24 protein-coding genes are annotated in these 25,396 nt (G+C 60.4%); 18 read left to right on the forward strand and 6 right to left on the reverse strand.

Features of this window, described 5'->3' with window-relative positions:
• Positions 1-393: 393 nt before the first annotated feature.
• From HMPREF2550_RS11495 to HMPREF2550_RS11535, 10 genes are all read left to right on the forward strand, one after another.
• The gene (locus HMPREF2550_RS11495) at positions 394-3,219 is read left to right on the forward strand and encodes a CRISPR-associated helicase/endonuclease Cas3 (RefSeq protein WP_070791253.1); all 2,826 of its coding nucleotides are present in this window, start codon (positions 394-396) and stop codon (positions 3,217-3,219) included.
• Between the two features lie 70 nt (positions 3,220-3,289).
• Positions 3,290-4,993: a type I-E CRISPR-associated protein Cse1/CasA gene (gene casA / locus HMPREF2550_RS11500; protein ID WP_070791255.1), complete on the forward strand. Its 1,704-nt coding sequence runs from the start codon at positions 3,290-3,292 to the stop codon at positions 4,991-4,993.
• Positions 4,986-5,630: a type I-E CRISPR-associated protein Cse2/CasB gene (gene casB / locus HMPREF2550_RS11505; RefSeq protein ID WP_070791257.1), complete on the forward strand. Its 645-nt coding sequence runs from the start codon at positions 4,986-4,988 to the stop codon at positions 5,628-5,630. Before casA ends, casB begins: the two co-directional genes overlap by 8 nt.
• A gap of 29 nt (positions 5,631-5,659) precedes the next feature.
• Positions 5,660-6,796, forward strand: coding sequence for a type I-E CRISPR-associated protein Cas7/Cse4/CasC (gene cas7e, locus HMPREF2550_RS11510; RefSeq protein WP_070791259.1), 1,137 nt, complete (start codon positions 5,660-5,662; stop codon positions 6,794-6,796).
• Positions 6,796-7,515 carry a type I-E CRISPR-associated protein Cas5/CasD gene (cas5e, locus tag HMPREF2550_RS11515; RefSeq protein ID WP_070791261.1) on the forward strand — a complete coding sequence of 240 codons (720 nt, stop codon included), beginning with the start codon at positions 6,796-6,798 and terminating at the stop codon, positions 7,513-7,515. Before cas7e ends, cas5e begins: the two co-directional genes overlap by 1 nt.
• A complete protein-coding gene (gene cas6e / locus HMPREF2550_RS11975) occupies positions 7,512-8,210 on the forward strand; it encodes a type I-E CRISPR-associated protein Cas6/Cse3/CasE (RefSeq protein ID WP_083319917.1) in 699 nt (232 codons plus the stop codon). Before cas5e ends, cas6e begins: the two co-directional genes overlap by 4 nt.
• A gap of 3 nt (positions 8,211-8,213) precedes the next feature.
• Complete coding sequence (gene cas1e / locus HMPREF2550_RS11520; protein WP_070791263.1) at positions 8,214-9,152, forward strand: type I-E CRISPR-associated endonuclease Cas1e; 939 nt, start codon at positions 8,214-8,216, stop codon at positions 9,150-9,152.
• Positions 9,149-9,505: a type I-E CRISPR-associated endoribonuclease Cas2e gene (cas2e, locus tag HMPREF2550_RS11525; protein WP_070791265.1), complete on the forward strand. Its 357-nt coding sequence runs from the start codon at positions 9,149-9,151 to the stop codon at positions 9,503-9,505. Before cas1e ends, cas2e begins: the two co-directional genes overlap by 4 nt.
• A 29-nt stretch (positions 9,506-9,534) precedes the next feature.
• Positions 9,535-10,323, forward strand: coding sequence for a nitroreductase family protein (locus HMPREF2550_RS11530; protein WP_070791267.1), 789 nt, complete (start codon positions 9,535-9,537; stop codon positions 10,321-10,323).
• Positions 10,324-10,330: 7 nt separating this feature from the next.
• Entirely contained in the window at positions 10,331-10,762 is a 432-nt protein-coding gene (locus HMPREF2550_RS11535) for a DUF488 domain-containing protein (RefSeq protein WP_070762437.1), read from the forward strand.
• Positions 10,763-10,775: 13 nt separating this feature from the next.
• On the opposite strand, the gene HMPREF2550_RS11540 is transcribed toward HMPREF2550_RS11535, so the two are convergent.
• Positions 10,776-11,195, reverse strand: coding sequence for a cupin domain-containing protein (locus HMPREF2550_RS11540; protein WP_246819821.1), 420 nt, complete (start codon positions 11,193-11,195; stop codon positions 10,776-10,778).
• A gap of 323 nt (positions 11,196-11,518) precedes the next feature.
• On the opposite strand from HMPREF2550_RS11540, the gene HMPREF2550_RS11545 reads away from it, so the two are divergent.
• The 8 genes from HMPREF2550_RS11545 to HMPREF2550_RS11580 all read left to right on the forward strand — a co-directional run bounded on the left by HMPREF2550_RS11545 (position 11,519) and on the right by HMPREF2550_RS11580 (position 22,352).
• The gene (locus HMPREF2550_RS11545) at positions 11,519-12,517 is read left to right on the forward strand and encodes a TAXI family TRAP transporter solute-binding subunit (RefSeq protein ID WP_070791269.1); all 999 of its coding nucleotides are present in this window, start codon (positions 11,519-11,521) and stop codon (positions 12,515-12,517) included.
• A 22-nt stretch (positions 12,518-12,539) separates the two neighbouring features.
• A complete protein-coding gene (locus HMPREF2550_RS11550; protein WP_210400234.1) occupies positions 12,540-13,001 on the forward strand; it encodes a DUF1850 domain-containing protein in 462 nt (153 codons plus the stop codon).
• 31 nt (positions 13,002-13,032) lie between these two features.
• Entirely contained in the window at positions 13,033-15,066 is a 2,034-nt protein-coding gene (locus tag HMPREF2550_RS11555) for a TRAP transporter permease (RefSeq protein ID WP_083319918.1), read from the forward strand.
• A gap of 74 nt (positions 15,067-15,140) precedes the next feature.
• Positions 15,141-15,824, forward strand: coding sequence for a DUF4352 domain-containing protein (locus HMPREF2550_RS11560; RefSeq protein WP_141760605.1), 684 nt, complete (start codon positions 15,141-15,143; stop codon positions 15,822-15,824).
• Positions 15,825-15,881: 57 nt separating this feature from the next.
• Positions 15,882-17,354 carry a DUF3375 domain-containing protein gene (locus HMPREF2550_RS11565; RefSeq protein ID WP_083319919.1) on the forward strand — a complete coding sequence of 491 codons (1,473 nt, stop codon included), beginning with the start codon at positions 15,882-15,884 and terminating at the stop codon, positions 17,352-17,354.
• Positions 17,355-17,942, forward strand: a complete 588-nt coding sequence (locus tag HMPREF2550_RS11570) for a DUF4194 domain-containing protein (protein WP_070791277.1) — start codon at positions 17,355-17,357, stop codon at positions 17,940-17,942. It abuts the gene before it with no gap.
• On the forward strand, positions 17,939-21,274 hold the full coding sequence (locus HMPREF2550_RS11575; protein ID WP_070791279.1) for an ATP-binding protein: 3,336 nt from the start codon (positions 17,939-17,941) through the stop codon (positions 21,272-21,274). Before HMPREF2550_RS11570 ends, HMPREF2550_RS11575 begins: the two co-directional genes overlap by 4 nt.
• Complete coding sequence (locus tag HMPREF2550_RS11580) at positions 21,261-22,352, forward strand: Wadjet anti-phage system protein JetD domain-containing protein (protein WP_070791282.1); 1,092 nt, start codon at positions 21,261-21,263, stop codon at positions 22,350-22,352. The genes HMPREF2550_RS11575 and HMPREF2550_RS11580 overlap by 14 nt, the downstream gene beginning before the upstream one ends.
• Positions 22,353-22,364: 12 nt before the next feature.
• Here the strand turns inward: HMPREF2550_RS11580 and HMPREF2550_RS12520 are convergent, their stop codons facing one another.
• From HMPREF2550_RS12520 to HMPREF2550_RS11600, 5 genes are all read right to left on the reverse strand, one after another.
• Entirely contained in the window at positions 22,365-22,685 is a 321-nt protein-coding gene (locus tag HMPREF2550_RS12520; protein ID WP_371441191.1) for a hypothetical protein, read from the reverse strand.
• Positions 22,682-24,205: a GmrSD restriction endonuclease domain-containing protein gene (locus tag HMPREF2550_RS11585; protein WP_246819822.1), complete on the reverse strand. Its 1,524-nt coding sequence runs from the start codon at positions 24,203-24,205 to the stop codon at positions 22,682-22,684. Before HMPREF2550_RS11585 ends, HMPREF2550_RS12520 begins: the two co-directional genes overlap by 4 nt.
• 126 nt (positions 24,206-24,331) lie before the next feature.
• Positions 24,332-24,535 (reverse strand): hypothetical protein, encoded by a 204-nt coding sequence (locus tag HMPREF2550_RS11590; RefSeq protein WP_141760606.1) that lies wholly within the window; start codon positions 24,533-24,535, stop codon positions 24,332-24,334.
• Between the two features lie 41 nt (positions 24,536-24,576).
• Positions 24,577-24,762: a hypothetical protein gene (locus HMPREF2550_RS11595; protein WP_070791285.1), complete on the reverse strand. Its 186-nt coding sequence runs from the start codon at positions 24,760-24,762 to the stop codon at positions 24,577-24,579.
• Between the two features lie 83 nt (positions 24,763-24,845).
• Positions 24,846-25,396, reverse strand: a 551-nt coding sequence (locus tag HMPREF2550_RS11600; RefSeq protein WP_371441192.1) for a GNAT family N-acetyltransferase, incomplete at its 5' end; no start/stop codon positions are given.

The raw sequence follows: 25,396 nt of genomic DNA on the forward strand, positions 1-25,396 counted from the left end.
GGCTCATCCCCGCCTGCGCGGGGAGCACCCACCACCGGCAGAATCACGCACCACCAACGACGGCTCATCCCCGCCTGCGCGGGGAGCACACTGCATGACATGCAGTTTTGAGAGCCAATACCGATGTTAACAATTAACTTCTGTCGCAACCCAGCCCCGCTGACGCGGGGAGCGATTTCTATCTCGGCCCAACGAAGGCTCATCCCTGCAGACGCAGGGTTGAGCTTCAATCTATTCGGCGAAAGTCTCCTGTTCAAGACGTCATGGCCAAAACCCACCTCATAATTATTTCAACTCGTTAGGTCGAGATAGTGCGAAAGTTAGAAGAATGAGCTACGCTGAGGGCACACCACAATTTACGGCCCTACCCCACCCCCAACCCAAGACTTAACCATGATCACCAAACATCCCTCCTCAGGCACCGCACACTCTTTCGCTTCTACGGTCGACACCTGGCTAGATTCACTCAGCCCCCAAGCCCATGCCCTTTGGGCAAAGTCCGGCGATGAAACCGGATCCCTTTCCCTCCCCCAGCACCTTGGCGATACCGTCTGCGTGGCGGCACATGTGTTTGACTTCTGGGTATCTAACCAAATGAAGGCACGCCTTTCAGAAAACCTGAAACTTCCAGAAGAGCAGCTGCGCACGCTGTATATTTGGCTAGCCTCCCTGCATGATCTCGGGAAAGCCACCATTTCTTTCCAAACGCAGATCGAGCAGAACCCAGATTTCGCGCACCTGGTGAGTCAGGTTGCGGAGACGGGCCTCCCGATCCGCAAGAGTATCCAGGAAGTCAACCTCACAAAAATGCCGCACGGCATTTCCTCTGGAGTCATTTTAGCCCAGTGGCTCGTGGATTTTGGGATGAAACGACGAACTGCGCTGTGGCTCACTTCGGCCGTGGATGCGCATCACGGCGTTGCGTCGAAACACGAAGAGCGAGACGCCATTGAATCCACACTTTTGGAATATCCGACAGCCTGGAGGGAGGTCCACCGCGAACTCATCGACACGCTCACTGAGCTCACCGGTGCCCAAGACGCGCTTCGAGCGCTTAACGCCTCGAAGGTTTTGCTCGCTGCCGACGCACAAATCCTTGCAGGCCTCATCGTCTTCGCCGACTGGATCGCCTCCAATCAGGACGCCTTTCCCATGGATACCCGTGGGACGCAAGCAGAAAGGTTGGAACGCGGCATCGATGCAACTGACCTTACCCAGCCGTGGACTCCCATCGCTCCTCCAGAAGATATCGACGAGCTCTACCGAGCCTCTTTCAGGTGGCCTGACTCATACAACGCGCGCAGCGTTCAGCGCGCGATGGCCGAGGTCGCGCGCGGGATTACGCACCCCTCAATCATCATTCTGGAGGCGGAAACCGGTGTAGGAAAAACGGAGGCAGCGCTCGCCGCAGCGCACATTCTCGGCAGGCAGACAGGCACCCAAGGCGTGTATTTCGCCGCCCCGACAATGGCCACCGCCAACGGCCTGCTCGAACGCACCATCAATTGGTCACAAGCCACCGCCACAGATGGAAATGTGGCCTCGCTCTACCTTGCGCACTCAAAAAACCAGCTCTCCGAGCCTTTCCAGCGGCTCCGCATTCGCGGCGTGGCGGAGGACGAAGCACATGGCAGTCACGGAGAAGTTGTGGCTAGCAGCTGGATGAGCGGCAGAAGGCGCGGACTGCTTTCAAATATCGCCATCGGAACGATCGACCAAGTTCTCATGCTCGCACTCGAGCAGCGTTACTCGATGTTGCGCCACGTCGCTCTCGCCGGCAAGATCATCATCTTCGACGAAGTACACGCCTACGACGCGTATACGTCCGACTACCTTGAGACCACCCTCGAGTGGCTTGCCTACTACGGAGCAACCGTCATCCTCATGTCTGCAACGTTGCCTCCCGACCGCCGACGCGCCCTCATTCGCGCCTACAGCGAGCAAGACCTGCCCGAGACAAGCATCGCGTACCCGCTGATCACCGTCGCAGACGAAAACTCCACTCGCTACGTCACTCCCGCTCTCAGTCCGACCAATATGGTCGCTCCAATCGAGCTTATCGACGACGGACTCGACAGTCTCCAAGCGCTCACGGAGCAATTGCTTACCGACGGCGGGTGCGCCCTCATTATCTGCAACACCATCGCCCGGGCACAAGCTGCGTACGAACAACTCGCAGAGGCCTACGGGGCCGACGTTGAGCTTCACCATGCGGGCTTCATGGCCTGGCAACGCTCCGAACGTGAAGACGCGCTGCGCGCGGCACTAGGGCCGCATGCTTCGCGCGGCAATGGCCGCCCATACCGGAAGATTGTCGTAGCTACCCAGGTAGCAGAACAGAGTCTCGACATCGATGCCGACGTCCTCATCACTGACATCGCCCCGATGGACCTCATCATCCAGAGAGCCGGTCGCACCCACAGGCACCTAAGGTCAGAAACTGATCGTCCTGTGGGCCTTCGCGTACCCAAGATCTACATCCGTGGTGTGACGCACACGCCCGACGGAGTCGAGATCGACGGCGGAGCCCAGGCAATCTACGACCCAAAGATCCTCCTCTCCACATTCATCCACTTACCTGACACTTTCCGCCGCCCTGACGATATCGCCGAGCTGGTTCGCACAACGTACGCCGAGCACGGAGATTCCATTCCCCCTACGCTTCGGCCAGCATGGGAAGAGGCAGTCAACAAGAGCCTCAAACGGGAGTCAGACGCACACAAGCGCTCCAAAGAGTTTCGGATTCGATCACCACGCGGCCTTCGAACCCTCGATGCACTCTTCAGCAAGGTCGGCGCTGCTATCAGCCTCGGTGACGAAGAAAAAGGTGCTGCACAAGTGCGCGACGCAGAGCCATCCGTTGAAGTTATCCCCATTGTGCGAACCGAATACGGCTACCGACCCTTCGGGACTGATAAAGAAATTCTCGACGGAGCCGAGCTCGACTACCCAACTGCACGCCACCTCGCATCGAGCACTGTTCGCCTTCCAACCAGGATGACCAGATACGGAAGCGACTTTGAAGACGTGGTCTCCGACCTGGAGATTTCCACCCCGGGGACCTGGGCAAAGCATTTCCTACTCCGCGGCCAACTCGCGCTTGTACTCAACGAGACTGGGCAGAGGACAACAGGACGGTTCACAGTCCAGTATTCAAACTCGCTCGGGATCGAAATTTTGAGCGATAAGAAGCGGAGTGATGTTGGGATGGCCACGTAACCTTGTAGCTGATCGATCACCAGACCAACGCCTCAACCCAAAACACCAACTATGAAAGGAGGCTTCCCCAATGACCGACACCACCCAGCACCCTTCGTTCAACTTGCTCGAGCAACCATGGATTGCGTGCAAAACCAGCAATGGACCAGTGCTTCTTAGCATCCGTCAGGTATTTGACGGATCTACGCAGCCGTTGAGCATTGTTGGTGATTCGCCAACGCAAGATTACGCCGTGTTACGAGTACTCCTTGCGATCTTCTGGCGCGCTCACCACTATGCGCTTGCTGACACCCTGTCCACCCGGCGCGGACGAGACGAGTTTGACTGGATTACCTGGTTCCTGGACACGCGGGAGGAGCTGAAAACCAGTGGCAAAGACCAGATAGTTCTGGCCTACCTGGATGAATACGAAGACCGCTTCGATCTCTTGCACCCAGAAACCCCGTTCATGCAAGTTGCAGACCTACATACCAAGAATGGCTCTTTTGCAACGATTTCACGCCTCATCCCTGAAGCCGAGCACGATTACTTCACCATGCGCACCGGCGAAGGCCGCAAGAAACTATCCTTCGCAGAAGCCGCGCGCTGGCTCATCCACGCACATGCATACGACTATGCGGGGATTAAATCTGGCGCAGTAGGTGATCCTCGTGTTAAGAACGGTAAGGGCTACCCCATTGGTATCGGCTGGACCGGACTGACCGGTGGCACGGTAGTGCGTGGGGAGACTCTCCTTGACACCTTGCTGCTCAACACTGCGGAGTCGGCAATCGGCACCGATGCGGCGGCAGACAGACCTGCGTGGGAACGTCCCCAGGACACCGCCGCACAAAGGCTCCCCGATGCCGAGAGCATCAGTCCGCGGGGTGCATCCGATCTGGCCACGTGGCAGACACGGCGTATCCGACTGCACTTCAATCAGGATTTCGTACATGGCGTGCTGGTGAGCAACGGTGACAAAATCCCTGACCGCGGCAAGAACTGTTTCGGTGACCCAATGACGCCGTACCGTTACAGCTCGAACAAAACCAAACGGGGAATCCTCGCCTATTATCCCTTCACATACGACACTGACCGCACGATGTGGCGTTCCCTGGACGCTCTCATCGCAGCGGAAGGCGATGCCGGGTTTGGCAAGAAGGAGCACGCCCCGAAGCGTCCAGAAACCCTGGAAAACTTAAGCCGCATTACATACGAGGAAGGCCTCGACTGGGTATTTGATGTTTCGATTGTCTCGATGTCCTACGGCCCGAAAGACTCATCGGTAGGCACCATTACTAGTGCCGCAGTTGGACTCCCCGCGTACCTTCTCGGCGACGAAGAGATCTCGCGAACAAACCGGGCACTCGTCCGCGGAGCAGCATCAGCCACCAAGGACGCTGCTACCTCGCTTGGATGGTTTGCCGGGCAACTCCTCGTTGCTGCAGGAGGCGACTACGAGTTCGGAACTGATGCCGCAGACCGGCTGTACACTCTGCTGGAGCCGAAGTTCATCTCTTGGCTCCGCCGTTTGAAAAAGACCGACATCGAGCAAGAGGCCGTCGCCTGGCAAATCGAAGTTCGGAAGCAAACGTTGGCCCTTGCCGATGAATTAGTACGCGGAGCTGGCCAAAAGGCGCTCATAGGCCGCATGGTCGACGGCACTGAAGACAGTGCTTCGGGCCGAATTGTCAGCGCCGGATCCTTGTACCGCGATCTACAGCGGCGACTTTCAAAGGATCTTCCATTGGTACACCACCATACTCAGCACGCATCGGAGAATAACAATGACTGACCCAATGCTGCGCAAGAGCGTGGAGACAACAGTCTCGATCCTCCAGCGCAATTACCTCGACCGTGCCCATACCGCCCTTGGGGCAGAAGCGCGCGGGACGCTGGCCAACCTTCGCAAGTATGCAAGTCGCCCAGTAGAGGCAGACCCTCTTGCACTCCAGGAGGTACTCCTTCTACTCAATCCCCCACTCAGCGACAGCGAGTTGGGCAAGGGCACGAAGCCTTCGCCGTCAGAGCAAGCTGCTTACACAGCCCTCGGCTTGTTTGGGCTGCATATGCAAAGCTCAACGCAGCCCATGCACACACGCGAGCAGACGTTTGCTTTTGCTTGTGGAAGACTCCACCGACTTTCTGATTCCAAGTCGATCAAGAGCCGTTTCGATGCCATGCAGGTCGCGCGCGACGAAGTCTCGCGCGGAGTGCACCTTCGCTCACTCATTTCCCTGCTTCGGACGAAGCACATTCCGTTCGACTATGGACGCTTCGTAGGCGATCTCCGCAGCCTCCAGAACCCGCAATACCGCAACGGAGTCCTGCTCCGCTGGGGGCGAGATTTTGCAGTTGGCACCACCCGCGGAAAACCGGGAGAAACCAGCGAGGATTCCGCCACCTCCACCACTCAGACACCCAGTATCTAAGCACTCTCACCAGTAGAAAGGTTTCCACCATGTCCCTCATCATCGATATCCACGCCCTGCAGACCGTTCCCCCGTCACTGATCAACCGCGATGACACCGGTGCCCCGAAGTCTGCTGTCTTCGGAGGCGTTCCTCGCCAGCGTGTCTCGAGCCAGTCTTGGAAGCGGGCCATCCGCAAATACTTCGAGGACAACTTCGATCCAGATCAAATCGGTGACCGTTCGAAGCGTCTCCCGGAGAGGATTGCTAAGCGCCTCGAAGCGGAAGCCGGCCTAGAACAGGCGGAAGCAATCGGCCGAGTGCAGAAACTGTTCAAGGCTGCCAAAATCGACACCGAGGTTGAGAAAGCACCGAAAAAGACGGATGCAGCAGACGTAGAGCACAACCCGTACCCACGCACCAGGTACCTCTTCTTCCTCAGCCCGGCACAAGTAAACCGTGCCGTCGAGGCACTAGGTGATGGTTGGGAAGGCAAGATCTCTAGGAAGGGTGCAGAAGCAATCCTTGATGAGCAGCACTCCGTGGACATGGGCATGTTCGGCCGTATGGTGGCAGACGATGCGGCATTCAACGTCGACGCAGCGGTTCAGGTTGCTCACGCACTCGGCGTCCACAGCTCCGCGCCCGAGTTTGATTTTTACACTGCGGTGGACGACCTCGCTGAAGAAGGCGAAGATACCGGCGCAGGCATGCTCGGCACGGTGCAGATGATGTCTTCCACGCTGTACCGTTACGCAACCGTAAATCTCGATGGACTGGCGGAAAACCTCGACTCTTCCGAGAACGCCCGAGACGCAGCGGTGAAGTTTGTCGAAGCCTTCATCAGCTCGATGCCGACCGGCAAGATCAATACCTTTGCAAACCAGACGCTGCCGGAGCTGGTGTATGTAGCGGTCAGGAGTACGCGACCTGTCTCCCTAGTGAACGCGTTCGAGGCACCAGTTGAGGCGACTGAGTCGAATGATCGTCGCCACGAAAGCGCGAAGCGTCTGGCCGATGAGGCACGTAGCGTCGAGGAGGTCTACGGTTTCAAACCCGATGCAGCCTACGTCCTTGCCCTCGGAGACCTGGCTGACGGCTTCGACGGACTCGCTGAGAAGGTCACGCTGGCTGAATTTACGGAGAAGCTCCAGTCCCAGCTGAACCGCGCGATGGGTGACCAGTAATGGCCCACTCACTCCTCCTACTCTTGAAGGGTCCCATGCAGTCGTGGGGTGATGAATCCCGCTACCAAACTCGTACTACGGCCACCACGCCAACGAAATCTGGCATTGTTGGACTCATTGCCGCTGCGCAAGGGCGACGCCGATCCGACCCGATTGAGGATCTGGCGCAGCTCCGTCTTGCCATCCGAGTCGATCAATCAGGGAGCTTGCTGCGCGACTACCAGACAGCGCAACCCTGGCAAACAAGCCCGAATGATCCCACACGGTTGGTCACCCGTTACTTCCTTTCTGATGCCGCATTTCTCGCGGCAGTAGAATCAGACGATCGCTTACTTCTTGATGAAATGGCGGCAGCACTTCGCGCACCGAAGTTCCCGCTGTTCATGGGGCGGCGGTCTTGCCCAGTCCACCCGGGATTGGTCCAAGGCGTGGTGGACTATGGTGCCGTGGAAGCACTTCAACGACATAGTGAGTGGCACGCCACGAGAGCACTTAAGTTGGAATCTCCAACGAGCGTCTACCTTCCTGTCTACCGCGATGCCATCGCGGGCGAGGAAGGCTCGGTGCCTCGTCAAGACGTGCCGGTCTCCTTCGACCCCCAGCATCGTCAGTACGGCTGGCGGGAGGTCGTCCGCGACGAAGACGTCAAAGTGGCAAATTCCTTAGGTAGAGACCCTTCGACCAACGATGACTTCTTTGAGGCAGTGATGCGCGCATGACAACTCTTTCAAGAATTGTGATCAACCCAGCGCGGCGAGGCGGCGCAAAGCTTCTTGCAAATACGCATGCCATGCACGCAACCGTCCGAAGCGCATTCCCGAACGACATTGATCCCGAAGCGGGTCGTGTCCTCTGGCGAGTAGATCGCGGAGATCACGAACATGTGCTTTACGTCGTCGGACCCGAGAAGCCCACGGGCGCGCACATTGTGGAACAGGCAGGTTGGGACACCCGGCCGGCACAATCAACCGATTACGGGCGTTTCCTCGACCAGCTCACTCGTGGGCAACGCTGGCGATTTGAGCTGGTTGCAAATCCAACATATTCAGAGGCAATCAACGGAAAGCGCGGCAAAGTCAAAGCACATGTGTCAGCGCGACACCAGCTTGACTGGCTGTACCGGAAGCAGGACCAAGGCGGTTTCACGCTCGCGCCGCGACCAGAAGATGACGTCAGTGATGAGGAACGCGCGCGTTGGAGCCCCTTAGAAAGCCCCGGCATCACCGAGCGGTGGACCGATGTTTTCTTTAAGAATCCGGATCGGCGCGGACGGCCAGTACGAATCGCAAAAGCGCGGTTCACAGGCGTGCTCGAGGTAACTGATGCGGAAGCACTCCGAAAAGTGCTGACCAACGGCATCGGTCGTGCACGCGGTTATGGATGCGGCCTTATGACACTGGCACCGGTGAGGTAAACCGTGCCCACACCTCAGGAACTGCCGATCACCCGTCATGCGTTAGCGCAGATGGGTGATCGGCTCTCCTTCCTTTACGTCGAACGAGCTACCGTGAATCGCGACGGCAATGCGCTCACCATCACGGATAAGCGCGGCGTCGCGCATGTGCCCGCGACACAACTGGCGGTGCTTCTTCTTGGGCCAGGTACCAAAATTACGTACGCCGCGATGGCGCTACTCGGCGATGCGGGAACGTCAACGGTATGGGTTGGTGAACGTGGCGTCCGGTATTACGCAAGCGGTCGGCCACCAGCGAAGTCATCACGCATGGCGATCTTGCAAGCCGAAATTGTTACCCACCAACGCAAACGTCTCGACTGTGCACGAAAAATGTACGCGCTGCGCTTCCCTGGCGAAGATGTCTCTGCGCTCACCATGCAACAATTGCGAGGGCGCGAAGGGGCACGGATGAAGCGGGTCTACGCAGCAGAAGCTGAACGAACTGGTGTCTACTGGGATCGACGAAGCTACGACCCGAACGATTTCGACTCATCCACGCCGATCAACCAAGCCCTTACCGCCGCCAGCGCCGCGCTCTACGGCATTGCTCACGCGGTGATTACCGGCCTTGGTTTTATCCCAGCACTCGGAGTCGTACATACAGGCACTGACCGAGCGTTCGTGTACGACATCGCTGACCTGTACAAAGCTGAGATCGCAATCCCCGCTGCGTTCGATGCCGTGGCGGAAGCAAGTGGAGTGCCGCATGTCGTGGTCCGCCGACTGGTCCGCGATGCAGTGGTGGAAAAGCGGCTCATGCAGCGCATGGTCAAAGACTTGAAGTACATCATGGATGTACCAGACGATGAGCTTTACACCGATGCAGAGCTGATGCTGTGGAGCGAACTCGAAGTCATCGCGTCCGGTGTGAACTGGTCGGAAGATGAGGTCCCAACATGATGGTGCTCGTTGTCACCGCTTGCCCCACAGGATTGCGTGGCGACCTCACAAAGTGGCTCATGGAACTCAGCCCCGGAGTATTCGTTGGGAACCCGTCAGCGCGTATTCGCGAACTCTTATGGGACAGGACAGTAGACCTCTGCAAGGACGGGCGAGCACTACTGGTGTACTCCAGCAACAACGAGCAGGGAATGGAATTCCGTGAGCATAAGCACGATTGGGAGCCCACCGACTTCGACGGGCTGACCCTCATGATGCGCAAGCACAAGCGGCAGAAAGGAACACGCCGCACCGGGTGGAGCATCGCGAGGGCGCAGAGGAGGAAGTTCGGTGGGACAACGGGGCGTCGATAAGCAATGGCCCCTGCGGTACCGTGGGCTGCATGACTGATGCACTCGCGCCCAAGCCTGAAGACCTCTCGATCGACGCGCCGCCGGAGCTGCGCGCGCAGCTGACGCACCGTACGATTCGCGAGTTCACCGATCAACCGGTGACCGACGAGACGATGGAGACGCTGTACCGCGTGGCGATGCGGACTGCGAGCTCGCGGGGGATGCAGCACGCGAGCATTATTCGGGTGACGGATCCTCAGCTGCGGGCGCGGCTCGCTGAGATTGGTGCGCAGGAGTACGTGGGGCGGGCGCCGGTATACTTGCTGTTTATTGTGGACTCGGCAAGGAACGCCGCCATCCTGCGGGAACAAGGCTACGACCCGACGGCCGCGGGTAAGACGAAGGTGTTCGTCGAGGGATTTACCGACGCCTGCCTCATGGCCCAGAACGTGGTCAATGCCGCCGAGCGGCTCGGGCTCGGCGCGAACTACCTTGGCAACATTCACAATGACACGGCCGCGGTCATTGAGGCGCTGCAGCTGCCGCGCTACACCTTCCCCGTCGTCGGGTTGACGCTCGGCTGGCCGGGGCAGAATCCGCAGCTCAAGCCTCGTATGGCGCCGGAGTTCCGCGTGATGGAGAACGGCTACCAGCACCGCACCAGCTGGTCGGAGGCGCTCGCCGATTACGACCAGGAGATGACCACCTACTACGACCTCCGCAACGCCAACAGCCGCGTGGACAGCTACATCAACCAGGTGGTCAAGCAGCTGACGCCGCAGCGCACACTCGAGGACGAATCGTTGCAGGCTGCTCGCTGGCAAGGGTTCGTGATCTAGGAGATTTATGCGGATTTTCACGCTTGGGTTCTCGCACAAGAGCGCGGAGGAGTTCTTCGGCATCCTGCGTGATTCAGGCGTGCGGCGCGTGGTTGATATTCGCCGCTCGAACACGAATCAGCTCGCTGGGTTTACCAAGAAGGACGATCTGCGCTACTTTCTGCGGGTCATCCTGGATATGCCGTACACGCACGAGCTGGCGCTGGCGCCGTCAGCGGAGCTGATGCGCGCGTATCGGCACGACGAGATTGGCTTTGATGAGTTTTCGAAGCAGCTGCGTGAGGAGTACGACGCTGGTGAGGTTTCGTCGCTCGATCGGTCGCTATTTAACGACGCCGTGCTCCTCTGCTCCGAAGCAGACCCCTCCACCTGTCACCGGTTAGTTGCCGCCGAGTATCTCGCCGAGATGTGGGACGACGTGGAGATCGTTCACTTATAGGTTGCGTGCTTGCCTAGCTGTGTCTTTCGCCCGTGAGCATGCTGAGCAGCAGAATGTTGCCTTCCGACAGGGCGTCATCCGGGCAGTAGACCGCGTGCGGCACGTAGGCGCGCAGGTGGACGACCTCTCCCTGCTTGAGCGGGAAACGCTCGCCGCCGCACTCGAACTCCAGGGATCCGTTGAGGCACTGCACGGTGATCGGGTGGGCCGCCTTGTGGTCCGGAAGTGTCTGGCCTGGGCAGAAGTTGAAGACGATGAGGTTCGCGCCATCGCCCTGCAGCAGGCGCTTGACCCCCGGTCGCGCGTTGTCCGGCTGCGGGGCGACGGCGCTGATCGTCTGGATGCGGGTGGCGTGGTCTGAAGAATCAGCAGAGTCGGCTTGGCCAAATACCTCGGGTCGATTGACGGGTAGGTCGTCTTTTGGCTGAGACATCGTTGGTCCAATCTTTGTTGCAGCAGCTACGCGGTCTACTTTATCGGGTCGGTGAGCAGGACGTGGGGCGCGTGGGCGGATTTGTTGGCGGGTCGGTGTAAATGGAGCTAGCTCCGTTTGGGGTTTTCGACTTGGTGCGACCTGGGGTTTTGAGGATAGGTCAGCCCTAAATGGAGCTAGCTCCATTTGCACCACCCACCCCACACCAAACGGTCACTTTTTGGTTACATTGCAGAAATTCCCAACATGACCCACCTCATATTGCTAGCTTTATTGGAGTCAGCACACATTCAATCCCATCCCTATTTTGATTGGAGAGCACAATGCGTATTCGTTCAACCGTCGCAGCCATTGCAACTGCTGCACTTCTGCTCACCGGCTGCTCTGATTCTGGTTCGGACGCAGGCGGGGACTCCAGCAACTCGGCAGCTTCCGGCGAGTCCAGCGTGGACTTCGTCACCATCGCCGCCGGCGGTACCTCTGGCCCCTATTATCAGATTGGCGCGGCCATGTCTCAGGTGCTGAGCGACACCCTTGGCGCGGATTCCTCCGTGCAAGCATCGGGTGCCTCGGTGGAAAACATCCAGCTCCTCACTGACGGCCGCGCGGAGGTCGCTTTCGCCATGGGTGACGCGACACGCCAGGCCATCGAGGGCACGGGCCCGTTCGAGGGCAAGGAGGCACTGAAGGATCTCAAGGCGATCACCGCGCTGTACCCGAACTTCGTGCAGATTGTCACCACGAAGAGCTCGGGCATCACCTCGGTGGAGGACCTGCGCGGTAAGCGCGTTGGCGTCGGCGACCAGAACTCGGGTGTTGAGCTCAATGCTCAGATGATCCTGGAGGCTCATGGCATGAGCTACGACGACATCAACCAGGACTACCTCTCGTATGCTGACTCGATTGACCAGATCAAGAACGGCCAGACCGACGCGGCCTTCGTCACTTCTGGTCTGCCGAATAGCTCCGTGATGGATCTCGCAACTACGGACGATGTGGTCATCGTGCCGATCGAGGGCGAGGGCATGAAGAAGCTGCAGGAGAAGTACCCCTTCTTCAAGGATGATGTCATCCCGGGCGGCACCTACGACGAGGAGGAGGACGTGCCGACTGCGTCGATTACGAACCAGCTGCTGGTCTCCCCGAGCCTGAGCGATGACCAGGTCTACGCGATCACTAAGGCGCTCTTTGAGAACTTGGACCAGATCCAGGGTGCCCACAACGCAGCGAAGCAGATCACGCTTGACTCCGTCGAGGATGGCCTGGCCACCGAGCTGCACCCCGGCGCGCGCCGCTACTTCGAAGAGGTAGGCGCGCTCTAGGGCAGTGCTTGTCGACGCCTGCGTGCACCGACTCCGTGCCCTCTTCCTCACCCTCCTGCTGGTGCTTGGCCTTACGAGCTGCGCCAGCGACCCGGAGCTGGTGGTTGAGGACGCGGAGTCCGGCACCGAATTCTTCCACGTCGACGCGAACGAGGTGGATTCCATCTCCCTTGCGTGGATCCACTCAATCGAAAAGACGCCGTGGGAGGAGCGCTACCGCGTGGAAGACGACCATCTCGTCCTTACCGACGTCTACCTCAAGTCCTTCGGCGCGGGTGCCCCGACCGATCTCGAGGGAGTCACCCGCAACGAGGACGGCACGGTGCACACAAGCGGCATCGACCGCGAGGTGCCCCGCCTGCAGTGGGTGCATTCCCACGCAACATCGCACACCTTGACCATCACCTTCCTAAACGGAGATCCGCCACTGGTTCTCGACGACGAAATCCCGCACCACACGTTCGCCACCGTCTACGTGAGGTAATCACTACCGGAAATGAGAGAAGGCAGTACCCATGGACAGCAGCAACTCAGCGACAACCTCCGTGTCACGCAAAGTCGACCTCGACGGCACCGGATCTGGCGGCGAACCTATACAGGTTGCTGGCGACACGCTTGATCAGGAGGCGCAAGAACTCCTGGAAAAGTATGACCGCGAGTCTCGTCTGCGCGAGTTCGCGTCGGCGCCCACGGCCTGGATTATCACCGCGTTTGCCGTCGTGGTGTCGCTGTACCACATGTATACGGCCTACTTCGGCACGCCGCCAGTGTTGGTGCACCGCGCAATCCACGTCGCCATGATCTTGGTGCTTGCCTTCACCTTGTACCCCGCATACAAGGGTGCCAGCAAGACAAAGATCCCGATCTATGACGTCATCCTCGCTCTCGCTGCAATCGCTCCGGCGGTGTATATCTTCCTCAACTTTGAGGACATCGTCCGCCGTGCCGGCGTGCCGACGCAGATGGATCTCGTCTTCGGCATCCTGCTGATCGTGCTGGTACTCGAGGCAGCTCGACGCATCACAGGCTGGGCCCTGCCTATCTTGGGCGTGCTGTTTATGGCGTACGCGCTCTTCGGGCGCGAGATGCCGGGTATGTTGCGGCACCGCGGCTACACCTGGGAAAACCTCACCAGCTTCTTGTACCTGACCACTGAGGGCATCTTCAGTACCGCCGTCGGCGTCGCCGCGTCCTACATCTTCCTGTTTGTGCTCTTCGGCGCGGTGCTGCAAAAGTCCGGCATGGGCCAGTTCTTCAACGACATCGCGCTAGCCCTCGCCGGGCAGTCCCGCGGTGGCCCGGCAAAGGTGGCCGTCGTGGCCTCCGGCTTCCTGGGATCCATCAATGGCGCGGCAGTGGCCAACGTGGTGACCACCGGTGCCTTCACTATCCCGATGATGAAGCGCGTGGGTTACAAGCCGGTCTTCGCAGGCGCCGTCGAGTCCTCCGCCTCTGTCGGTGGCCAGATCCTGCCGCCGGTGATGGGTGCCGCTGCGTTCATCATGGCGGAGACCCTCGGCATGCCCTATCGCGATATTGCAATCGCCGCACTCGTACCCGCCCTGCTGTACTACCTCGGCGTAATCGCCCAGGTGCACCTGCGCGCGACAAGAGAAGGGCTCCGCGGCATCTCAAAGGAGAACCTGCCCGCGGTGAAAGAAGTGCTGAAGGAGCGCGGCCACTTGATGCTGCCGCTGCTGTTTCTGATCTACATGCTCTTCTTCACCGGCCGTACCATTATCTTCTCGGCGCTGCTGACCATCATCGTTACCCTGGTCGTCGCGGAGCTGCGCCCCGCAACCCGCATGGGCGTCATGGAGATCATCGAGGCGCTTGCCGACGGCGCGAAGACCGCCGTCTCCGTCTCCATCGCCTGTGCCGCCGTCGGCGTCATCGTGGGTGTGGTGACCCTGACTGGCTTCGGTGTCACACTGGCTAACGCGATTGTCACCATCGGCGCGGGCAACCTGCTGCTCTCGCTGATCCTCACCATGATCGCCTGCATCATCCTAGGCATGGGCCTGCCGTCGATTCCGACCTACATCATCACGGCCACCATGGCTGCACCCGCACTGGGCCAGCTCGGCGTGGAGCCGCTGGTAGCGCACCTCTTCGTCTTCTACTTCGGTCTCTTCGCCAACATCACTCCGCCAGTGGCCCTGGCCTCCTTCGCTGCGGCGGGGTTGTCCGGTGCCGATCCTGTCAAGACCGGTTTCCAGTCCATGCGCCTCTCGTTGGCTGGCTACATCATCCCGTTCATCTTCGTTTTCAACCCAGCCATGCTGATGCAGGACGTCACTATGGTCGAAGCGTTGCAGGTCACTGTCACCGGTATTGTCGGCGTGCTCCTGCTCTCGGTGGCTGTGGAGGGCCACCTGATGGTGCGAGTGAATCCCGTGCTCCGCGTGCTGTTCGCAGCCGCGGCGCTGACCATGATGGCACCCGACCTGAGCACCGACCTGATCGGCATCGCCGTCGCGTTGGTCTGCATCGTGATCCAGTCTGTCCTGGCAAAGAAGGAAGGTCTGCTCTCCGTGAAGAACATCTAGGCCAAGCAAGTGATGCAGACCACACAGTTTTCTGCAACACTGGGGCCACGCAGTCCCCGACGAAAGGCCCGCCCATGAGCGATGAAATGACACCTAAAGAAAACCTGGTGTCCTGGATAGTCGTCATCGTTGTGGCTGGCGCGATTGGGGCAATGCTCTTGTTCTTTGGTGATGGGGACGACGACACGTCGGAAAGCGACAGCGCCCCGGTGGAGGGGACCGCGGTCTTCCCTTCGCACGGGATGCTCGACGAGCAGATTGCGGCAGCAAAGGAAGCGGGCGAGGCTCCGGCGACGTTTGGGGCCTCCGGCGAGAGAATTGAGCCGGAGGGGGCGCGGCTACAGGATAGGGAAGCGCCAGCGAAGGAGAGTTTCGAGCTCGTCCCGCTAGAAACCGGGGAAACCGCCAACGTGGTTGGCCAACGAGTCTACGTAGGCCCCTTGCGCAACCTGGGCAAAGACGCTGCGGGGAAGGATCTCGTATGTCACGATGTGTCCTTCCTCAACGGCATGGACCACGAAACGTGGGTCGCGGCTCAACACTTCTCGCTTATCACCCCTACTGGGCAAAAGATGGAGTACGCGCAGCCTTCCGCATTTCCGCGCTGGAGCGAGTCCGTTCTCCCTGGCCAAACCTTCAGTGGCGTGCAGTGCTATCAGGCTCCAATCGCTGAGGGAACGTACACCGTCAATTACACGCCGTTCAACGCGAAGTTCCCCGTCGCCGCCTGGAAATCGGGTCTGAGCAGCCCGGAATAGCTCGGGCGTTCGAAACGCCAAAGGTGCGTGTTCGGTGCCGTTGCTAGGTTCACAACCATGAACCGAACAACGGCTATCGCGGACACGCTAATGATGCTCAGGCTGGCGGACCACACCCCGGCCTGGGCGCTGCTGCGCGCAACGAACGCACCGGCGATCCTGGCCATTTTCAGCTCGGTCTTCCAGGCAGACAACCGGCAGGTGGCGGGCTCGGATCTGGCGCTGTCGGTGGAAGCGCTGCTCACGGATATCCGCGAGCAGACGGAGCTGGAGCTGCCGAAGTCGGCGGTGGCCTACATCAACGACTGGGTGAAAGCGGGCTACCTAATTCGGCGCAGCCCACAAGGCGCGCGCGAGGAGTTCTACGAGCTCTCCACGGACGCGCTCCAGGCACTCGACTACGTGCAGCAACTGACTAACCCGCAGCGCTCGGTGACCAAGTCGCGGCTGAGCACCCTGATCACGGGACTGAAGGACCTAGCCGCCGAGACGGATGAGGACGAAGCCAACGCGATCCGCCGGCTGGAAGCGCAGCGCGATGCGATCCAGCGCAAGATCGACCAGATCCGTGTGGACGGCGTCGCCACGATCTCGGACGAGGAAGCGGTGGAGAAGGCGCGCGAGATCCTCTCGCTGGTCAGCGACCTGCCGACGGACTTCTCGCGCGTGCGCGAGGAGATCGAGGAGGTGGATCGGAGCTTGCGTGAGTCCATCGTGGAGGAGAATCTGCACGCGGGCGACGTGCTGGACAACGTGTTCCGCGGCGTGGACCTGATCACGCAGTCGGAGGCGGGCAAGGCGTTCAACGGCTTCTACGAGGTCTTCTTGGACCCGGAGCAGTCGAAGCAGCTGGATGCGACGGTGGACACCATCCTTTCGCGCGAGTTCGTCCACAAGCTCTCGCCGCTGGAGCGCGCGGAGCTCGGCCAGTTCGTGGACACGCTGGATGTGTCCTCGGGCCAGGTGCACGACTCGATGACCACGCTGTCGCGCTCGCTGCGGCGCTTTGTGCAATCCCGCGAGGCCGAGTCCCAGCAGGCGTTGATGAAGTCGGTGACGGCCGCGCAGCAGTTGGCACTACAGCTCGCACAGGAGGGCGTTGCCACGCAGGCCTCGATCGGCGTTGAGCTGGAGCTGACCACGATGCAGCCGACATCTGTGTCCAGCTGGAAGCTGCACGATCCGTTGGAGTACAAGGTCGAGCGCGGTATGGAGATCAATGAGCAAGGCTCGATCGACATGGATGAGATGCGGCGGCGCATCAGGAAAAACGAGATTGACTGGGCGGAGTTGCGTGGGGCTGTGGATGAGGTAGTGGGGAGGGAGGGTGTGGCGTCGATAAGCGATGTGCTCGACGCGCACCCTGCGACCCAGGGGCTGGCGAGCGTGGTGGGGCTGATCAAGCTCGCGCGCACGCACGGCACACGGCGCGACGGCACGGAATGGCTGCACTGGCGCCGCGCGGACGGGACGCGGTGGCGCGCACGGTACGAACGATACGAATTCGACTCGAAGATTGGACGGGCATAAATGGACACCATGCTTTACGACGGCGACACGGGCACGCTCACCGGACCGCAGCGGCGCGCGCTGGCAGAGCTGATTCGCGGGCCGTACGTCTCCAGCATTAAGACGCCCGAAGTGTTCCAGACGGTGTCGGCTTCGCGCGCGGTGCTCGCACAGCAGCTGGACAACCTGTTCCTCACGCTGATCGTGGACGATGACGCGGGCGTGGCCTACACCAAGGCGTGGGAGGTGGACGTGCCGGACAAGCGCGCGATGCTGCGGAAAGCCTCGCTGACCTTCATGGACACGGTCGTGATTCTGCACCTGCGGCGGGAGCTCGTCGCCACCAGCCCGAGCGAGCGCACGATCGTCGACGAGGACGAGGTCTTCGAAGCCACCGTGCCGTATCAGGGGCAGGCGACGACGGATAAGACGAATCCGCGGAAGCAGTTCAACGCGTCGTGGAACAAGATGAAGCGGAACTCAATAGTGATTAGCACCCCCACCGAAGGCCGCTTCGAGGTCTCCCCCGTGCTGCGCATCGTTTTCAGCGGTGAGGAAATCGCCGCGATCACCGAATCCTTCCGCGCCCTATTAAAGGAGCAACCATGACCCCCATCCCCGGCCAATTCCGCCTTAACCGCATCCAGGTGTACAACTGGGGCACGTTCGACGGTCTGCACACCATCGATATCGCGCGCGAGGGCTACCTGGTTTGGGGCCCTTCGGGCTCGGGCAAGTCCACGCTTATCGACGCCATCTCCGCGATCCTCGTCCCACCCAGCAAGCGCTCCTTCAACGCGGCCGCAGACAGCCAGAAGCGCTCGGACCGCACCATGATCACCTACTGCCGCGGGGCCTGGCGCCGCGAGCACTCCGAGGAGCTTGACGAGCTGACCCGCTCCTACCTGCGCCCCGGCGCGATCTGGAGCGGCGTGATGCTCCGCTACGACAACGCGCTTGGGCAGACGATTTCCGCCTGCCGGCTGATGTTCTTAAGCGCAAACGCCTACACCGACCAGGACGTCACGGACCTCTACCTGCTGCTGCCGGCGGATTCGGACCTGACGCAGTTTGAGCCGCTCGCGGTAAAGAACCTCCCGGTCAAGAAAGCGAAGCACGACTTCCCAGACGCGCTGTATGTGGGCCGCAAGCACCCACAGTTCATCCACGCTCTGCAGCGCGCGCTGGGCATTGCCGACAGCGGTGCGCTCGAGCTGCTTCACCGCACGCAGTCGGCGAAGACGCTGGGCGATCTCAACCACCTCATGCGCACCTTTATGCTGCCGGAGCCGGAGACCTTTCGAGTGGCCAAGCAGGCCGCCGAGAACTTCACCGCGCTGCGCGATTGCTATACCGCGGTGGTCAACGCGCGTGAACAAATCGAGCACCTCGTGCCAATCCGCGAGACTGCGCAAGCGCGCGAGGAAATCGCGCGTGCCACCGCCGTGGTGACCGAGGAACAGACCTGGCTGGACCCCTTCATCTTCGGCTCGAAGGTGAAGTTCGCTCAGCGCGCCTGCGAGCAGCACAGCACCGAACTTGCTGCGCTGAGCGGCACGATCTTAGCCGGGGAGGCAGAAGTTGAGACGCTTCGCCGCGAGCGCGAGGAGCTGCGCCAGCTTATCGACGGCAAACAGGACACCGGCCTGGCCAAAGCCGAAATGACCCGCGATCACCGCCGTGAACGCCTCATGCAGGTCGAGGCGGCCGCAGAGGCCTATGCGAAACGGTTGCAGGTACTCGAACTTGCGCCACCAGGCACGGCTGAGGAGTTTGCGTACCTTTCGCGCCAACTGGGCCGGGATCTGCAGAACCTGCGCGCGCAACAGGAAGCGGAAGACGAGAAGTACACGAAGGCGATCCAGCAGGTGGGCAAACTGCAGGAGGCCGAGAAGGCCTGCAGGACCGAGCTGCAAACGCTGCATAAGTACAGTTCGGCGATGGACTCCCGGCTGTTGCGGGCGCGAGCGAAAATCGCCGACGCGGCCGGCATCCGCGAGAAAGAGCTACCGTTTGTAGCCGACCTCATCTCGGTAAAAGAAGGCGAGGGCACGTGGCAGGGCGCGGCTGAGCGCGTCATGGGCGGTTTCGCCCGCACGCTGTTGGTGCCGGAGGAGCACTACCGGGCAGTGTCTACAGCCATCGACGCCACGCACCTCGGCGCAAAGCTGCAGTACACCCGCATCAAACCGGAGCAGGAACTCGCGGCACCACCGCGCTTTCAGACCGGCACGCTGGGCACCAAAATCGACGTTGCCGGCGGGCGCTTCTATAACTGGGTCCAATCGCAGCTTTCCCGCAAGTTTGACCACCAGTGCTGTGAGTCCATGGAGGATTTCCGGCGCGCCCGGCGTGCGGTCACCCGCAATGGCCAGGTCAAGCACAGCGAAACGGACCACGTGAAAGACGACCGCCGCCGCATCGATGACAAAAGCACCTGGGTGTTGTGGGGCAACCTAGACGACAAAATCGACTCGCTGCACGTAGAACTACAGCGCGTGGGCAAGGAGCTGCAGGCGTCGGAGCAGGCACGCGATACCGCGAAGCGCCGAATGCATACGGCGCAGAAGCAGATTGCCACAGCGGAGCGGCTCCAGGAGACCGCGGACTTCAGCGCCATCGACACCGTTACCGCCACCCGCTTGCTTGCCGAGGCGCAGGAGCTGGTGGACCAGCTCACCGACGGTAACGCGGAGCTCGCCGAGCTAAAGAAGCAGTTCAACGTCCGCGAGAAGCGGCTTCGTGACGCCCAAGGCCAACTCAATGGCCTGATTGAACAGCGCGGACGGGTGCAGCAGCGCCTAGAGCACGCGGAGCAGGCACTCACTGAAGCCCAGGCGCGCCTTGAGCGCGGGGCGCCTCCGGAGGAGGTCCGGACCAGGCTCGCCGACCGCGCCGGTGAGGTCACTGAAGAGAACATCGACCGCGTGCACGAAAAGCTGCGTAAGGCGATTACCGCCGAGCTCGACGAGTTCAACCGCCGTGACATCGACTACGCGAGCCAGATGCTGGACGCGATGCGTCGCTTCCTGCATAAGTGGGAACACCGCAAAGGAGACCTGCAGGCAGAAGCCGGCTACCAGCACGCATTCCTGATGGAGCTGGACCGCCTAGAAACGGAGAACCTGCCGAAGTCTGAGCAGAGGTTCAAGGAAATGCTCGAGGAGCAGACCCACACGCATTTCGGCCGGCTGCGCCGCCTCATCCGCGATGCCGCGGCCAACACACGCGAGTCCATCAAGACCATTAATGAATCGCTCGCCCAGGTGGAGTTCTACCCGGATACACACCTGCAGATAGAAGTCCGCGAGGCTCAGCCACAGATCGCCCGCGCATTCATCGAGCTTATCGACGCCTCCCTGGACGGCATGATCAACGAAGCCGATCTCGAGGACAGCGAGCGCCGCTTCCACAAGATCCGCGAGGTCATTGAGGCGATCACCATCTCCGACACGACGACGGCCCGCGAGCAGAAGCTCCGACTGGACACCCGCCAGCACGTAAAGTTCCTCGGCGTGGAGTACGGCACCGACCGCGTGCGCGGCGCGGTCTACGACTCGGCCGAGGGGCTCTCAGGCGGCCAGGCCCAGAAGCTGTCGTCTTTCTGTCTGGCCGCGGCGCTTCGCTACCGGCTCACCGGCATGGGTACGACGGCCTCGCAGGCGCACGCTTCCGTGGTGCAGGTTGATGACGCCATGTATCCCCGCTTCGGCACCATCGTGCTGGACGAGGCCTTCGACCGCGCTGACGCCGAGTTCACCCGCGCGGCAATGGAGGCCTTCCGCAGGTTCGGCTTCCACATGATCCTCGCCACACCCGAGAAGCTGCTGCAGACGGTGGAGGACCATATCGGCGGCGTCCTCATGGTCGAGTGCCCCGACCGCAAGCACTCCCAGACCAGCACGCTCACCATTGAGGAGGCTTTCGATGAAGGCCTGTGACGAAGTACGAAAGCGCGCAGCCACGTTCTACGCCCGCAACCACCGTGCCTGGCTTAACGATGCCTTCACGCCGCTGACCATCAACCTCCAGCCGCCGACGGGGCGCGCCGCTGAGCTTGACGACGGCCGCGCGGTGCAGGCCTGGATGCAACAATGGCAGCGCAGCCCGATTCCCGCCGAGTGGGAGGACAAGAAGCTCGGCTACCTCGGCACCTACTCGCTCCCGACTCGCGTGGTCTTGGACAGCCCCGCCACCGCCGCCTTTGTGGCCGGTCGCGCTGAACATTGGCAGCGCATCAACACGCTCCTCGACCGACTGTGCGCCTCGCTTGGCGTTGAGGTTCGTAGCCCTTTGACAAGCAAACTCGCAGCGTGGGAGACGTGGGACGATGCTACCGCCGCCCGTTTTGTCAGCGTGGTGCAGTGGCTGCGCACCCACGACGCATCCGCCTACTTCGTCCGCGAACTCCCGATCTTCGGCGTGGACTCGAAGTGGGTGGAGGCCCACCGCGCGGTGCTGACTGCCGTAGTCGGCGAGTTGGGGTTTCGCGAGAAGCCAGTTCTGGTGGAGCTACGGAGCCTGGATCCTTCTTTGGCATTTTGCGGAGTGCGGCACTGGTCGTGCCCGCTTGCCGAGCTCACTGACGTTCCTGCCCACCGCGTGCTGTTCGTGGAAAACCACCACACTTTCCTCGCCCTGCCGGAGCTGCCGGACACCCTCGCGATCTTCAGCAGCGGACTGTTGGCGCAGGTATTGGCGAAGCAGCTGCCGTGGCTGGCTTCGAAAAAGGTGCTGTACTGGGGCGACCTGGACTCCTACGGCTTCTACATCCTGGATACGGTGCGCGCGTATCTGCCGCACGCCCGATCCGTGCTCATGGATCTGGAGACCGCCCGCGACCACGATGCGCTCGCCGTCGAAGAGCCGAACCCCAGCCGCTTTGTCCCGGCGCGGCTTACCACCGCCGAGGCCGACGCCCTGGACTACCTGCGCAGCCACTCCTCCACCGGGTGCCTGCGCATCGAGCAAGAACGCATCGTCTTCGACTACGCGGTGGAACGGCTGAGGGGTGTGTAGGTTGTGCTGAGGTTATTCCAGTTCTTCCAGTTCCTCGTCGATGTGCTCGAAATGCGTCGAGTCCTCTTCACCCCGTCCGTCATCGACGTCCCGAGGCACTGCCTTGCCCATTGCTTCTTCAACCAGCACGCACAGTGCTTCACGGCGCTGAGAGAAGAACGACTCAAAATCATCTTCGCGCAGCGCCATCGGAGAGACCAAGTGCGTTGCCAGGATTTCATCGACTTCCGCCGCACTGAGCTGTGCCTTCTCCTGCACCTTGCCTAGGTAGCGGGACGGGGCTACGCCGCCAATGATCCGGTTCGTTCGCGCACTGAGCATCGTCTTATTCACGATGGACTCACGCTGCTCCGTATCGATCTGGTTCTTCTTGCACCAGTCCTGCGGGAAGATGTGATGGATATCGACTGCGAGCTGCTGATACTGGTACGCCCCGAATGTCTTAGCTTCCATCCAGTCGATGCATTCGTTCCCCATGAGCAGCGCCATAATCCCCTTGTACGCTGCTGAGTTCCGAGTTCGCATGGAGTGCAGACGGGACTCCACAAAGTTGGCATCTGCCACGGTACGCGGCGTTGGTGCCGCGACATCGCGGGCCCACGCTGGGACCATCTCAAGATCACGAACGAAGCGAGTTTCAATTGGCTGCCGTACAACTCGCCGAAAACACCGGCCCAATACCATTTGACCAGGCGTGCACGGACTTGGTGCAGGTCCGCATCAGTCCCAAGCTCGACGCGCAAAGCAGCCAGCGGCACGAGCTGTTTCAGGTAAGGGACATCAGTCGACTGGAAGATGTGGAGATCTGCGAGGAAGTCCGCAGCCCAGATAAAGGCGTCCCGAAGTGGGTCACGCCAGTCAAGATATTCGGGCAGCGTGAGTTTCAATACGTCCTCGCGCTTTGCGGTGACACCAACCTTGCGACTGCCTTCAGCAGCTTCTCGTTTCCGCTTTAAGCTCGCAAGCATGGTGACGGCTTGGAGGAAGTCGGTGTTTTCCACCTTGTGCAGGACGGGGTAATTCGCCCAATACTGACGGGTTTCCTGCCAGTCATCGTTCAACCGGAAGTCATTATTCGTCTTGGCGTAGTAGTCGGCGTCACCAGCAAACATTGCCGTAAGAAGTTCAAAAACGTTAAGCGGTAGCCCACCAATGTTTACCTTCTCAAATCCCGTGGCCACCGCCGCTTTGTCGGTCTCCCGATCCAATTCGATTGCGGGAAGTTTGTAGCTCTTTGCTGGGAAAACAAACTGACTACCGAAGCGCTGGACAATCTCCGGGTCTGGTGCCGTCATAGCCCAGGAAAACCACTCTTCCGAGTCATACAGCAGCGTGATCGGCACATACCCTTGCTCTTGCTGCGCCTCACGCGTGCTCACGTCGAGCACAACATCTCGATCAAAGTTCGTCTTGATCTTGCCGTCTGCAGGGACAGCGATCACCGCATCCTCGATGTTCTGCGGGTCTTCGACGGCCAAGTTGATGTCCACAAAGAAACGACGATCGAAGAGTTTGCCCCGAGAATCCTTGGTTTGCACCACACCGTCGCCAGACAGTGCCTGCGTCAGAGAAGTGAGTCGCTGTTGCCCGTCGAGTAGCAAAAACTGTGGTTGCGTTCCCTCGGGAAACTCCGTCCCCTCAATGGGCCGCGGCTTAAAGCGAATCTGGTCATTTCCAGTCTCCAGCAGCATGACAACACCCATTGGGTGTCCGCGCAGTACCGTGATCAGGAGTTGCCGTACGCGCTCCTCGTCCCATTTATAGCCACGCTGAAAGTCCGGCAGCTGGATCGCTCCGTTGTTGGTTCGCTCCAGAAACTTCTCGAGCTCAATCATCGGGGTTTGAAAACCCATACGGGAAACTCCTCCACTGATGGCAGCACGTCTCTGACAAGGGTAACCGATGGCTCGTAAGGAGGTGCCCCAAATAAATCCTATTCCGGTAGGCGCTAGGCAAAAACACTGTGGGCGATCCGCGCGCTAAGTGCGACTCATCCACTCAGCGAACTCGTCGAGCAGATCCAACACGTCGGAGGCTCGCCAGGCGCGGGTGCGCTTGTCTAGCTGGGCTCCGGTAATGATGCCGGCCTCCGCGAGTGCTTCGAGCGCATTTCCTGCCGCGGTCTGCGACCCGCCTACCTCATCTACCACAATCCGCGTAGTGAACACTGGACGCTGCGACAACAACGGAAGCACCTTCCATGCAAGGGCATCGGAGCGCGCGGTCAACTGTTGTTGCCACTCCCCAGCAGCGAATTCAGTTCCTCCGCGATCCATGTGCCGTAGTCGACGGCCTCGAGCGCACTTGCCGCGAAAAGGTCGACGACCCGGTCGGCGTCCCCTCGCCGGTATGCGTCCAACGCAGCAAAGTAGTCATCAACACGGAACAGCAAACCCGCAAACTTAGGCACCTATCCTTTGATGTTTACAAAAACGTTGAAGGATAGGTGGGAAAAGCGCACTCACTCCCCATGGTCGGCTCACCACCGTGGGCTTAACCGAGTGGGGCGGGGCGCCGGTAGATGAACTCGTGATCACGGTGATTGCCGACCTCGAAGAAGTACTCGCCGACCTTGGAGAAGCCGTAACGGTGGTAAAAGCGCTGCGCCCCAAAGTTTTGTGACCACACCCCAAGCCACGCGGTACGAGGGCCTATCCAGTCGAGAACGAGCTCGATGAGAGTGGTGCCGAGGCCGGAATTTTGGTGATTGCTAAGGAGATAGAGGCGTTTGAGCTCGCGGTCCTCGGGAAGGACGTCCGGATGGGGTAGGCTGCACGGGCCGGCCAGCGCGTAGCCGACCAGGGCGCCGTCATCTTCGACGAGCCAGGCGGCGTGGTCCGGGTCAGCGAGGAGAGTTTTGTGTTTCTGCAGGTCGTAAGCTTCGGTGAGGAAAGTGTCAAGGTCGGCGCGGTCGTAGAGGTGACCGAAGGTCTGGGTGAACGTGGCAGTGGACAGTCCGACGAGAGCTTCGACATCGGCAGGCCTAGCGCGGCGGATCGTAGGCATAAGGACAGGATAGGCGACCAGCGAGGTCTCTTGGAAGG

Origin of the sequence: Corynebacterium sp. HMSC074A01 (genome assembly GCF_001831515.1) — a bacterium.
Lineage (GTDB): Bacteria > Actinomycetota > Actinomycetes > Mycobacteriales > Mycobacteriaceae > Corynebacterium.

Bases quoted from the DNA above. Each gene is read 5' to 3' on its own strand.
- HMPREF2550_RS11570 (WP_070791277.1), top strand. From the start codon at position 17,355: ATGGACACCATGCTTTACGACGGCGACACGGGCACGCTCACCGGACCG.
- HMPREF2550_RS11495 (WP_070791253.1), top strand. From the start codon at position 394: ATGATCACCAAACATCCCTCCTCAGGCACCGCACACTCTTTCGCTTCT.
- casB (WP_070791257.1), top strand. From the start codon at position 4,986: ATGACTGACCCAATGCTGCGCAAGAGCGTGGAGACAACAGTCTCGATC.
- cas2e (WP_070791265.1), top strand. From the start codon at position 9,149: ATGATGGTGCTCGTTGTCACCGCTTGCCCCACAGGATTGCGTGGCGAC.
- casA (WP_070791255.1), top strand. From the start codon at position 3,290: ATGACCGACACCACCCAGCACCCTTCGTTCAACTTGCTCGAGCAACCA.
- HMPREF2550_RS11555 (WP_083319918.1), top strand. From the start codon at position 13,033: ATGGACAGCAGCAACTCAGCGACAACCTCCGTGTCACGCAAAGTCGAC.
- cas7e (WP_070791259.1), top strand. From the start codon at position 5,660: ATGTCCCTCATCATCGATATCCACGCCCTGCAGACCGTTCCCCCGTCA.
- HMPREF2550_RS11545 (WP_070791269.1), top strand. From the start codon at position 11,519: ATGCGTATTCGTTCAACCGTCGCAGCCATTGCAACTGCTGCACTTCTG.
- HMPREF2550_RS11575 (WP_070791279.1), top strand. From the start codon at position 17,939: ATGACCCCCATCCCCGGCCAATTCCGCCTTAACCGCATCCAGGTGTAC.
- HMPREF2550_RS11580 (WP_070791282.1), top strand. From the start codon at position 21,261: ATGAAGGCCTGTGACGAAGTACGAAAGCGCGCAGCCACGTTCTACGCC.
- HMPREF2550_RS11565 (WP_083319919.1), top strand. From the start codon at position 15,882: ATGAACCGAACAACGGCTATCGCGGACACGCTAATGATGCTCAGGCTG.
- HMPREF2550_RS11535 (WP_070762437.1), top strand. From the start codon at position 10,331: ATGCGGATTTTCACGCTTGGGTTCTCGCACAAGAGCGCGGAGGAGTTC.
- cas6e (WP_083319917.1), top strand. From the start codon at position 7,512: ATGACAACTCTTTCAAGAATTGTGATCAACCCAGCGCGGCGAGGCGGC.
- HMPREF2550_RS11530 (WP_070791267.1), top strand. From the start codon at position 9,535: ATGACTGATGCACTCGCGCCCAAGCCTGAAGACCTCTCGATCGACGCG.
- HMPREF2550_RS11560 (WP_141760605.1), top strand. From the start codon at position 15,141: ATGAGCGATGAAATGACACCTAAAGAAAACCTGGTGTCCTGGATAGTC.
- HMPREF2550_RS11585 (WP_246819822.1), bottom strand. From the start codon at position 24,205: ATGGGTTTTCAAACCCCGATGATTGAGCTCGAGAAGTTTCTGGAGCGA.
- cas5e (WP_070791261.1), top strand. From the start codon at position 6,796: ATGGCCCACTCACTCCTCCTACTCTTGAAGGGTCCCATGCAGTCGTGG.
- HMPREF2550_RS11540 (WP_246819821.1), bottom strand. From the start codon at position 11,195: ATGTCTCAGCCAAAAGACGACCTACCCGTCAATCGACCCGAGGTATTT.